Source organism: Alteromonas sp. CI.11.F.A3, assembly GCF_032925565.1.
GTDB lineage: Bacteria > Pseudomonadota > Gammaproteobacteria > Enterobacterales > Alteromonadaceae > Alteromonas.
Window position 1 is genome coordinate 3,872,940 of record NZ_CP136708.1, and the last position, 12,341, is coordinate 3,885,280.

Consider the following 12,341-nt stretch of genomic DNA (forward strand, 5'->3'; position numbering starts at 1 on the left):
AACGTTATGAGGTAGTTATGTCTCAATCAATGTCTATTAAGTCTATCGTGATTGTAGGCGGTGGGTCGGCAGGTTGGATGACCGCAGCAACACTTAGCAAAGTGTTAGACCTCTCAAAATATAGTGTCACGCTTATTGAAAGCGAGGACGTTAAAGGGGTGTCTGTGGGTGAGGCGACCATCCCTCAAATTACACTATTTAACCGAATTTTGGGTATCGATGAGGCGGACTTTATCCGTGCTACTAATGCGACTTACAAGCTCGGTATCGAATTTAAAGACTGGAAACGCAAAGGTCACGCCTATTTCCATCCCTTCGGCACCTTCGGTATTAACATGGAAGCATTGCCGTTCCATCATTTTTGGCTTAAGCGTTTCAACGAAGGTGCAGGTGGCGACCTTTGTTCGTATTCAATTGAAGCGATGGCGGCTAAAAGTGGGCGGTTTGGCAAGGTTAATGCGCAGAACACTTCTCCCCTAGCCAATATGAGTTATGCATATCATTTTGACAGTACCTTATACGCTAACTTTTTACGCGACTTTGCAGTAATGCGTGGAGTTCGGCATATCAAGGGCAAAGTCGAAGCGGTTTCCAAGCATCCAAATGGTCATATCAATACGCTAACGCTTCAAAATGGGCACTGTATTGATGGTGAGTTTTATATTGATTGTAGTGGTTTTCGAAGCTTGCTCTTAGAAAAAGAAATGGGCGCAACGTTTAATGATTGGAGCGACCTATTGCCCTGTGATAGTGCCATTGCTATCCCGTGTAAATCTGCCGATAGCATGTTAAAACCTTACACCCAATCAACAGCGAAAACCGCTGGTTGGACATGGCGAATTCCGTTGCAGCATCGAATTGGAAATGGTTATGTGTACGCGAGTAAGTTTACAGAAAAGGAAGCTGCGCTAGATGAGCTGATGGCGCAATTAGAAGGTGAACCTTTAGCTGAGCCCAATTTCTTAGCTTGGAAAACGGGAATGCGTCCTAGAAGTTGGATAAAAAACTGTTTAGGTATAGGGTTATCGGCTGGATTTGTTGAGCCGCTAGAGTCTACCGGACTGCATTTGATTCAATCTGCGATAGCACGATTGATGACACTCTTTCCTAGCAACCGGTTTTGTCAAAGTGACATTGATATGTACAACCGGCAAACCACAAAAGAGTTTGAACAGATTAGAGACTTTATTGTGTTGCACTATGCTTTAACAGAAAGAAACGATAGTGAATTTTGGCGTTATTGTCGCAACATATCATTGAGTGATTCGTTGGAGCAAAAAGTACAATTGTACAAAGACTCGGGCCGTATTTTCCGCATAGACAATGAGTTATTTAATGAGACATCCTGGCTTGCCGTTATGCATGGACAAGGGTTGCGAAGTGAAGGATACCACCCGCTAGTCGATAGAATGAGTACATCATTAATTGATGAGCGACTTAGCCATATTGCAAGTGTAATAGATAAGTCAGCGTCTGTACTTCCAGAACATGCACACTTTATTGCACAACTTAATGTAAAGTAGCAGTTAGTGGCAAAGTAGCGTTTCAAGTGACGTTCGTGCCACTTACCCCTTGCTACTCAGTTGCATAGCTATGTAGCGATGAACGTATTGCCGTCTATTCCCAGTAGTCTTTTCGATACTGGGTAGGTGTTTTCTCAGTCAACTTCTTAAAAAATGTATTGAACGTGGCTTTACTGTTAAAGCCCGCAGAATCCATTATATCTAGCATAGTCGCCCGGCGATTCGACTCGCTTTCCAATAGCAATTTACTCTCTTCTATTCGGTAATGATTAATAAACTCAAAAAAGTTTTTATTAAAATGATGATTAATAATGTGAGACAGCACCCGTGGTGGAATATCCAGCTGGTTAGCAAGATTTTCTAATGTGAGTAGATGGTTTAAATAGGGTTTATTCAAACGCATATATCGGGTGATTTTATCAACCTGGCGAAGGTCGATTTTCGGCTTTTCTTTTGTGGCTGCAGGCGTCAGTTTACTGTCAATACCTCTAAATATAGTGGAATACCCTGCACTAAAGAATATCAACCCAGATATCATTAACAAGACAGCATAGTTTGAACTTAAGCCTAAAAACTCATGGTCGATGTAGACCCCCAATTCATACGCAGAGATAATGGCAAGCGCTGTTAATACTGCCACAACTCTAACGATTAAAAAGCCCACTACCAGCGCTTTTAACCACGTCAAATCGACACTCTCTGTTTCTGCTACTTGTTGTTTCAGCTGCTTCTGGTAATTATTCAGTTCTATTAAACACAGCACGCCACATGCTACTCGAAAAGCTTCACGAAACAAATGTATTGCCCGTTCTTCGAAGGGAGTATTAGCAATGGTATCTCCCTGCAATGCAGCAATTTTTACTAACTCTTCTTCTAGCCACCAGGTATTCGCAAAATAAATGCTATAGGCAACGAAAGGCAGTAGGAAAAGCAGGTCATAACGCCTGAATTGGTAGTCTTTGTATATTAGGCTTCGAATGTAAAAAAGTAATAATGGCGCTTCCACCCAGTAAGCTAGCCCGAATGAGTAGAAAAGGTTAGGTGAAAAAGACAAAGCCGTAGACCGGAACATTTCACCAAAGTTGATGAGATTATCTAAAGGGATTGCAGCTTGTGAAAGTAAGAAGGCGGCAAGCAATAAATGTGTTTTTCTTTTGCCGCGCTTAAGAGTTACTAAGAAAAGAGCAAATAAAAAACATTGATAAACAGTAAATAGCAACACCAGATCATGTATGTTAAATAAGACGGCTTTCATTAATAACCAAATACTTTTTTGTTGTTTTATAACGTGTTCAATACCGTGACGCAAGAAGCGAATTAACCTAAAGCGTGTAAATAGAATGTTTTTTCTTAGCCTTCAACTAAACATGACTAAATTCGTTTAAATACAGGTATCAAGCGTTTATTTTTACGTTTACTGCCTTTAAAAAGACGACATTTCGTTACATTTTGACAAAAATGTAACAACTAAAAACTATATAACACTAGGGTCTCTCATGTATCGCTTTTTATCTGTTAGTTTGCGTTTTAAAAGCCGAACCTTTTTACTTTTGCTATTCGCAGGTCTGACTAGCTTATTTATGACCGGATGCTCAGATGACAATCGCAAATCCAAATTTCAACAAGCCCGTTCAGAAAAACCATTGAGTATTAAACTTAATCAGGTGGGATACCTGCCAAGTGGGAAAAAGCATGCTCTAGTGCCAACCTCTGCATCAGGAAACTTTGCAATAAAACGCTCAACAAGCGATGACATTGTCTATCGAGGAGAGCTGGAAGAATCGAAGACGTGGGAGCTCAGTAATGACCCATTTTTAAAATTAGCCAGTTTTAGTGACTTCAATGAAGTTGGAGAGTTTTACATTGACGTTGAAGGTGTACCGCCCTCTTTGCCATTTACAATAAGCCCAACCATTTATGACGACGCCCATCGCGCTGCATTAAAGTCTTACTATTTTAATCGTTCTGGTATGGCGCTAAGTGAAGAATATGCAGGGCAATGGAAACGACCAGTTGCTCATCCGGATACTCAAGTAAACGTGCACGCCTCTGCAACTACCTCTTCAATGGATGCCCTTACCACGTTGTCCTCTGAAAAGGGCTGGTATGATGCAGGCGACTACGGGAAATATAGTGTTAATGCTGGCATTGCGACTTACACATTACTTGCTGCCTACGAACATTACCCTCAATACTATCAAGCAGTAGACGTCGCTATGCCAGAATCAGATGACGGGGTTGCCGATTTACTAAACGAAATACGATGGAATCTAGACTGGATGGCCAGTATGCAGCGACATGATGGCGCTGTTTTTCACAAACTCACTACGCTGGAATGGGCAGGGATAGAAATGCCCCATGACGATAAGTCGCAGCGCTTTATGATTGGCGTATCGACGAGCGCTACGTTAGATTTTGCGGCCACTATGGCCATGGCGAGCCGTATTTATAAAGACCTAGCTCCTGATATAGCTAACCAATGGTTACTGCAGGCTGAAGCCGCTTGGCAATGGGCTATGCTCAACCCAGATGTTCGTTATGTTCAACCTGACGATGTACAAAGTGGCGAGTATGGCGATGACAAGTTCGTTGACGAGTTTTTCTGGGCGGCGTCCGAGTTATTTATTGCCACAGGGAATACCCGCTACGTCAGCCCGATTAAAGATAGTGAAGTGAATTTTGGTGTACCTGGGTGGGCCGATGTTGAAACATTGGGCCTCATTTCATTATTAAAGAATGCACAGGACATGCTGTCAGTTTCAGAATTTGCTCGGCTAGAATCTGCTTTTATAACGCTGGCCGAGAATATTACCGAGCAGATACCTACTTCACCTTATTTAGTGCCAATGCAAGAAGATGATTATGTATGGGGGAGTAATAGTGTGCTGCTGAATAAAGCCTTAATTCTATTAACCGCCTACGAACTCAACGGCAATGCTAAATATAAAGATGCCGTCTACGACAGTATTTCTTATATTTTCGGTATGAACCCAACCGGCTATAGCTTTGTTACGGGCTATGGAAGCCTCACGCCTATGTCGCCACATCATCGCATATCAGCAAGCGATGGGGTAAAAGCGCCCATACCCGGCATGCTGGTAGGTGGCCCGCATGCCGGGCGTCAAGATGAATGCGATTACCCCTACCCTAAACCAGCAGACTCCTACATTGACGATTGGTGCAGCTTTTCTACCAATGAGATTGCCATTAATTGGAACGCCCCTTTGGTATATGTGCTAGGTGCTATTAACGCGTTATCAAAGTAAACCTGCTTGGGGATACCTAAATCAAACTGAACGCGCACGGTATCGAATGCCGATTCCGCTGCGCTTTTTGTACTTCACTTGGTGAATGCGACTGCACTAATCTCTGCTATCAAGGTTGTCGAGTGCTCTGTTATTAAGCGCTCTGGCATGAAACGCCCTAAACAACGGTGAGCTTGCGCCAGAGGCCGCGTACCACTAGGTAGGTGTTTTTAATTGGTATAGTAAGTATGAGTTAAAACAACATTTCATAAGCCGTTCTAGGCTAAGGGCTTTCTTATAAGAGCTTGTCAGCTAAGGCTTCTCAACTAAACACTTCTCAGCTAAAAGCAAAAAAAGCTGCCATTGGCAGCTTTTTAAGTTTTCACACCAATTTATTTGTAAATAATTCGGTTTACGTAATTCTCCAAGCCCTCTTGTTTACCAGAGACCGGCTTAGGTTCTATTCCATTGGTTTGCGCATGTTCAGCTAAAGATGCTAAAGACATATTACCATCTAGAATGTTACGCCCCACGGCTGAATCCCATTCAGCATAGCGACTTTTCACATTCTCTGAGAGTACGTCATTTGAAAGCATTTCATAGGCTTTCTTTAAACCTAGCGCACAGGTGTCCATGCCACCTATATGGCCTAAGAACAAATCTTCAGCATCTAAACTTTGGCGTCGTAATTTGGTATCGAAGTTAAAGCCCCCTGATGTGTAGCCGCCATTTTTCAATATCTCGTAGCAAATGAGGGTCATTTCTTCTACCGAGTTAGGGAATTGATCGGTGTCCCAGCCCAATTGCGGATCACCACGGTTCGCATCAATGGAACCAAAAATATCTAGCGCAAACGCTGTCGCTATTTCGTGGTGGAAAGAATGCCCAGAAAGTGTGGCGTGATTCGCTTCGATGTTAACCGCAAACTCTTTCTCTAACCCGAACTCTTTTAAAAATCCATATACGGTAGCCGTATCGTAGTCGTACTGATGCTTAGTAGGCTCTTGCGGCTTTGGCTCGATGAGCAGTAGCCCTTCAAAACCAATTTTGTGTTTATGTTCAACAACCATATTCATGAAGCGACCAAACTGCTGACGCTCTCGTTTAAGATCTGTGTTTAGCAGTGTTTCATAGCCCTCTCGACCACCCCACAATACATAGTTCTCACCGCCAAGTGTCTTTGTTGCATTCATGGCGTGATAAACTTGGGTCGCGGCACGAGTGAATATTTCTGGGTTCGGGTTTGTTGCAGCGCCAGACATATAACGTGGGTGGCTAAAAACATTCGCTGTACCCCAAAGTAACTTCATACCCGTCTCGTCTTGCTTAAGGGCAAGCACATCTGTCATCTCTGAAAGATTGCGAATGTATTCGTTGACTGAATCACCTTCAGGTGCGACATCAATATCGTGAAAGCAGTAGAAAGGTGCGCCTAGCTTTTCAAAAAAAGAAAAGGCCACATCGGCTTTTTGCTTGGCACGCTCCATGGGATCGCCCGCTGCAAGCCAAGGTCTATTGAACGTACCAGCGCCAAATACGTCAGCACCATCCCAACAGAAATTATGCCAATAGCACGCCGCAAACCGCAGGTGCTCTTCCATCGTTTTCCCACCAATCTCTTCTTTCGGATTATAATGTTTGAAGGCAAGAGGGTTTGTCGATTCTGCACCCTCATACTTTATGGCTGGGATATTTTCGAAGTAGTTATTCATATTTTTTTCCTTTCTCTAGAATGCGTAAAAAATGACAATAGGATTTTAATTTTATGTGGCTCGCGTGCGTTGCTACGAGAAAAAAGGCTCTACTGCGTAATAAAGTTCTCTGAATTGTTGGCGCTTGATGAGGTATGCATTGTGAATTTCTTTCTGAGGTGTGTATGACGCCTCAAGATTCGGCTTAAAACAAACTTCACTGGGTGATAAATCCGGGTTGGCAGCAAGCTTTGCTAATCGTGCTGCGCCCAATGCTGGCCCGACATCGCCACCCTCTCGGTACTCTAAGTCGTACCCGCTAATGTCACTGAGAAGCTGTCGCCAGAATATACTTTTAGCGCCCCCTCCAATGAGACTAATAGACGTTGTCGTCACGCCACTTTGGTGTACGGCATCAATGCCATCTGCAAGCGCCATTGATACTCCTTCAATAACAGCGCGAGCCATATGTACACGGCGAGTCGAAACAGATACTCCAAAGAATGCGGCCTTTGCTGCTGGGTTATTGTGAGGTGTTCTTTCACCTGTTAAGTAAGGTAAAAATAGTGGGATTTGAGTATCTAAGTGGGAAGTATTATTCTGCACGTCTGTAATCATTTCGGCTACATTTTCGTAGCCACTTTGCATGCAATACCATTCTAAACAACTTGCCGCACTGAGCATGACGGACATCATGTGCCACCTGTCGGGCAATGCATGACAGAAACTATGAACAGCTTGAGCGGTATTTACTGAAAATCTGTCGGTAACGGCGAAATAAACCCCAGAGGTTCCAAGTGACAACATGGCGTGTCCTGGCTCAAAAATACCACAGCCTATCGCACCGGCGGCATTGTCCCCTGCGCCACCTGCAATCACGACATCATGCATCCCCCAACGCTTAGCCAGTGTAGCTTTCAGTGTGCCGGTGACTTCATTTCCTTCAAAAAGTGCGGGCATATTATCAATACTGAGACCACATGCAGCGAGTAACACTTCATCCCATTGACGAGTCTCGGTATTTAGCCACATGGTGCCGGCAGCATCGGACATATCAGAAGCAAACTCGCCGCAGAGTTGATACCTTAAAAAATCTTTGGGTAGTAGTACTTTTCTTACTTTCGCAAATACCTCGGGTTCGTACTTTTTAACCCAAAGCAGCTTTGGTGCAGTAAAGCCCGCCATAATAATGTTGCCAGTGCGCATAGCTGAATCAGGTACGGCCTTGCTTAGCTCCTCACATTCGGCAACGCAACGTCCGTCGTTCCACAAAATTGCAGGTCTTAGCACGTTTCCTGACTGGTCAAGCAATGTTGCGCCGTGCATCTGTCCACTTAAACCTATTGATTTAACGTTGGACAATTTAATCTGTTTAGATAACTCATCCAAACAATCACACGTTGCCTGCCACCACTCGCCAGCATCTTGTTCGGACCATAACGGCTTAGGCATGGATATATTAAGCGGTCTACTTACTGAGACCTCAATTACCCCCTCCTCATCCATTAACACTGTTTTTACACTGGATGTGCCTAAATCTATTCCTAAGTACATAGTCTTTCCGCGTTTATATGTGGCTATGTCTTAAATATTGATTATTAAAAGCGTCAATATCAATTATGAAATTTTGTAATCGTTTTGTTAATTACCGCTTAGTCGTTTAGTATATTTAAAACCAATAAACGTAATGAAATTTACGTAATTTGTTTATATGCAGGAACTAATTATGGTTGAAAAAGCGCACAGTATTACGCTGCTTTTAAATGCAAGTAAGATATTTGATAGGCAGATAATTGAAGGTATCGGAAGCTATCTACAATCATCAAATGCCGATTGGGATTTGTATTTAGAAGAAGACTTTTTAACTCGTCTTGAACATTTCGAAGAGTGGAGTGGCGACGGCGTTATTGCAGACTTTGACAACCCTGCTATCGAACAAGCGCTGAGTAACACCAAAGTACCGGTAGTGGCGATAGGTGGCTCTTACCAAGATGACGCTAGCTATCCAAATGTGCCCTATGTAGCAACAGACAATTACGCTTTAGTGGAAGCGGCTTTCAATCATTTGCGGCACAAGGGAATTGAAAGGTTTGCATTCTACGGCTCGCCAATCAGTAAAGCGCAGAGATGGGCACAAGAAAGAGAGCAAGCCATGCTGTCTCTCGCGAAACATTATGGCTACGAATGCTATGTTTATCGGGGTCATGCAGTAAGAGCCGAAACGTGGCAATATTCTCAGAAGCGCCTAACCGATTGGCTCAAAAGCCTGCCCTCACCCACCGGTATAGTGGCGGTGACAGACTCCCGCGCGCGCCACTTACTTCAGGCGTGCGATCACCTTGGCTTTCTTATTCCCGAAAGATTTGCCGTCATAGGCATTGACGACGATGAACTAACACGCTTTTTAAGCAGAGTTAGCTTAACGTCTGTGCGACAAGGCAGCTTGGAAATGGGGTATCAGGCAGCGCGATTACTGCATAAACAATTAAACGGAACGTTAATAAAAAATAAGCAATTGCTAGTGCCACCTGTAACGGTAGCAGAGCGTCAGTCTACCGACTTCAAAGCGATAAAAGATCCACTTGTGATGCAAGCATCCCACTTCATACACATGAATGCGTGTAAGGGAATTAAAGTAGACCAGGTGCTAGATCATGTAGGCATCTCGAGATCTAACTTGGAAACGCGATTTCGGGAAGAAAGAGGCCACAGCATTCATACAGAAATACACAACGAGAAACTAAACCGCGCATGTCAAATGCTCAAAGAAACTGATGCTAATAGTGGTGCTATAGCCCAGCGATGCGGCTACCCGTCAGTTCAGTATATGTATGCCTTATTTCGAAAGCACTTTGATAAAACCCCCGTTGAGTACCGCCAGGATTCACAGCCAAATCATTTTGAAAATGAGCCTTGCTCGCCAGTCATAAAAGTCATTTGAAATCGGAACCTCACCTTAAAGAGAATAATAATATGGACACTACAACAAATATTGACCTGCCTATCGAAGCCTCGGGTAATGGCTTCGTTTTATTTATTACTATCGTGGCTACCATAGGGGGCTTCTTATTTGGGTTCGATAGCGGGGTCATTAACGGAACGGTAGAAGGGCTAAGCGTCGCGTTTCAATCACAGAGCGTCGGTACAGGATTTAATGTATCCAGCATGCTACTTGGGTGTGCAGTAGGTGCATTTTTTGCCGGTCGCTTAGCTGATAGATACGGAAGAAAGTCATTGCTCCTTGTCGCAGCGGTCTTTTTCCTTATCAGCGCCTGGGGCTCAGGCATAGCAGGCAGCGGGCTAGAATTCGTTGTATTTCGCATTATTGGAGGCCTTGCTGTAGGTGCTGCGTCGGTCATGGCACCGGCTTACATTGCAGAAGTCTCACCGGCAAAGTATCGCGGTACGCTTGCGTCTATTCAACAAATAGCCATTATTAGTGGCTTGTTCGCTGCTTTCCTAAGTAACTATTTTCTTGCCGACTATGCATCAGGCTCTACGCAAGTGCTTTGGTTAGACTTTGAAGCTTGGCGTTGGATGTTCTGGATGGAAATCATCCCAGCGTTGCTTTTTTTCCTGATGTTACTTTTTATACCAGAGAGCCCTCGCTTTTTAGTGGTTAAGAAAAAAACAGCGCAAGCGAGTGAAGTGTTGCACAAACTTTACGGGGCTAGTGGACAAAATAAACTGGCTGAAATTGAGGCCTCTTTGTCGCAAGATCATAAACCACAATTAAAAGACCTTATCCATAAAAACTCTGGAAAAGTAAGGTCAATCGTTTGGGTAGGGATTGGGCTAGCTGCACTTCAACAGTTAGTCGGCATAAACGTTGTTTTCTATTACGGAGCCGTATTGTGGCAAGCGGTTGGCTTTTCAGAAGCAGATGCACTACTTATTAATGTTATAAGCGGGGCTATCAGCATTGCTGCATGTGTTGTGGCGTTATCTGTTATTGACAAAATTGGAAGAAAACCACTGCTAAAATGGGGCTCTATAGGCATGACAGTGTCTCTTGCCGTGGTCACGTTAGCGTTCCTAAATTCAGAACAACATGTTGATGGAAGGTTGGCGTTGAATAACTGGGGGCCTGTTGCACTTATCGCTGCCAATCTTTATGTTTTCTGCTTCAACTTTTCTTGGGGCCCGGTAATGTGGGTGATGCTAGGCGAAATGTTCCCAAACCAGTTAAGAGGCTCTGGCTTGGCCGTAAGTGGGTTAGTGCAGTGGTTTACTAATTTTGTTATCACCTGGTCTTTCCCAATGCTTCTTGCGGGAATAGGGCTTGCGGGTGCTTACGGTCTGTATGCTTTCTTTGCCTTGCTGTCTATCGGCTTCGTCCTTCGTTATGTTTACGAAACAAAGGGCTTAGAATTAGAAGAAATGAAGGGGTAACCGCTCCGGTGCCTGTATATTCACGGCCGGTTTTAGGAACAAAAGGCGCTACTGGTAAGTTCATACGCTCTTATTTGGTTTATTAATATTTACAATATGATGTAAGTAAGGAAAAAACGGCTGATTTATCAGTCGTTTTTTTTCGTTTCTTTACTATGCTTGAAGTAGCAACAATACTAAAACTTAAGAGCTTACAGGGTGTGTTGGACCACCTTCCACGCTAGGTAAGATAAAGGTAAAGATAAATGATAAAAAAGCAGTTTTCTCTCATTGCCGTAATGATGAGCTTGCTGACAACTTTTAGCGTCTTAGCCGAACAAGAAAAACTCAAAATTAGCGGGTTTGGTACGTTAGCTTCAGCAACCGCCGATACTCGAACTTATCAATTCCGTACCGACCGCTCACAGGCAGAGGCAGCTAAAAAAGACGGTTTGGCCTTTAAACCTTTGAGTTTAATTGGCTTGCAAATCGACTACAGCTTTTCAGCTAACCTCGATTTTGTTGGCCAATTTGTTTATCGAGAGCAAGATGAACAAAACCTAGACTCCATTGCGCAAATGGCCTTTCTAAGATACGACATCACGCCTTCATGGCAAGTAAGAGCTGGAAGACTCGCCGCCGATATCTTTCACTTTAGTGATACCAGAGACGTCTCGATTGCTTATCCTTGGGTGAAAGTGCCTACAGAAGTTTATGGCATTGTGCCAGCCAGAAGTTTTGATGGAGCGGATATCAGCTACCTCAAACCCTATCGCGATTTTAATTTACTAATCAAAACCTTCTGGGGCCAAGGTGAAAGCGACTATACCAGAAACGATTATAGCCCAGTAATCTTTAATGATTTGCGCTCTGTAGGTATTGAACTTGCCTCATTTGATTGGAGTGTTGCATTTAAACACACACGAATTGAAGCTGAAAATGATAACGCAGATATAGCATTTGTTACCTCTGGCGTGGAACAGTTACAGCCGTTCTGGAGTGGTGCCACCGCCTTCGCAGATTCATTGAGCTTACGCGGTGCGTCTATTCAATACACCTCTGTTTATCTAAATCGCTTCTTAGGCGACTGGGAAGTCTCTGGGGAGCTATCTCATATCGATTCTGACTCAATTGCATTGCGGGACTCTTTGAACGGCTTTTTAAATATAAGCTATTTCTATGGGGCACATACTTTCTATGGCTTAGTTTCATTTTCAAAAACAGACACCTATTACTTAAGTGAAGAACAGCCCGGCTTTCCCATTAACGCAAATACAGCCGAGTTAGCCGTTTACGTGGAAGAAGTCGCTAGTACGTTGGCTCATTATCAACATTCGCTCTCGTTAGGGTGGCGTTGGGATGTAAAAGAAAATTTAGCCTTTAAAGTACAAGTTGAAAGAACCGATATAGAAGCGAGAGGCGGCGGCCTTAGAGCCCGAGATGGGTTAGTTGTTGATAGTGGGGACGACGTTGCACATACACTGTTCCTCGCACTAAGCTTTAGCTTTTAG

8 protein-coding genes are annotated in these 12,341 nt (G+C 43.7%); 5 read left to right on the forward strand and 3 right to left on the reverse strand.

What is annotated here, in order from left to right; translation table 11 throughout:
• The first annotated feature begins 17 nt into the window (after window positions 1-17).
• Window positions 18-1,523, forward strand: coding sequence for a tryptophan halogenase family protein (locus tag R1T43_RS16665; protein ID WP_317350422.1), 1,506 nt, complete (start codon window positions 18-20; stop codon window positions 1,521-1,523).
• Between the two features lie 94 nt (window positions 1,524-1,617).
• Here the strand turns inward: R1T43_RS16665 and R1T43_RS16670 are convergent, their stop codons facing one another.
• Window positions 1,618-2,595, reverse strand: coding sequence for a helix-turn-helix domain-containing protein (locus tag R1T43_RS16670; RefSeq protein WP_247670586.1), 978 nt, complete (start codon window positions 2,593-2,595; stop codon window positions 1,618-1,620).
• A 508-nt stretch (window positions 2,596-3,103) separates the two neighbouring features.
• Here R1T43_RS16670 and R1T43_RS16675 point away from each other — a divergent pair.
• A complete protein-coding gene (locus R1T43_RS16675; protein WP_317350423.1) occupies window positions 3,104-4,789 on the forward strand; it encodes a glycoside hydrolase family 9 protein in 1,686 nt (561 codons plus the stop codon).
• A 371-nt stretch (window positions 4,790-5,160) separates the two neighbouring features.
• Here the strand turns inward: R1T43_RS16675 and xylA are convergent, their stop codons facing one another.
• Entirely contained in the window at window positions 5,161-6,480 is a 1,320-nt protein-coding gene (gene xylA / locus R1T43_RS16680; RefSeq protein WP_317350424.1) for a xylose isomerase, read from the reverse strand.
• Window positions 6,481-6,552: 72 nt separating this feature from the next.
• On the reverse strand, window positions 6,553-8,013 hold the full coding sequence (gene xylB / locus R1T43_RS16685; RefSeq protein ID WP_317350425.1) for a xylulokinase: 1,461 nt from the start codon (window positions 8,011-8,013) through the stop codon (window positions 6,553-6,555).
• 172 nt (window positions 8,014-8,185) lie between these two features.
• Here xylB and R1T43_RS16690 point away from each other — a divergent pair, with 172 nt between their 5' ends.
• The 3 genes from R1T43_RS16690 (at window position 8,186) to R1T43_RS16700 (ending at window position 12,341) form a co-directional block, all read left to right on the forward strand.
• Window positions 8,186-9,400, forward strand: a complete 1,215-nt coding sequence (locus tag R1T43_RS16690) for a DNA-binding transcriptional regulator (RefSeq protein ID WP_317350426.1) — start codon at window positions 8,186-8,188, stop codon at window positions 9,398-9,400.
• A gap of 32 nt (window positions 9,401-9,432) precedes the next feature.
• On the forward strand, window positions 9,433-10,851 hold the full coding sequence (locus tag R1T43_RS16695; protein ID WP_317350427.1) for a sugar porter family MFS transporter: 1,419 nt from the start codon (window positions 9,433-9,435) through the stop codon (window positions 10,849-10,851).
• A gap of 245 nt (window positions 10,852-11,096) precedes the next feature.
• Window positions 11,097-12,341 (forward strand): hypothetical protein, encoded by a 1,245-nt coding sequence (locus R1T43_RS16700; protein WP_317350428.1) that lies wholly within the window; start codon window positions 11,097-11,099, stop codon window positions 12,339-12,341.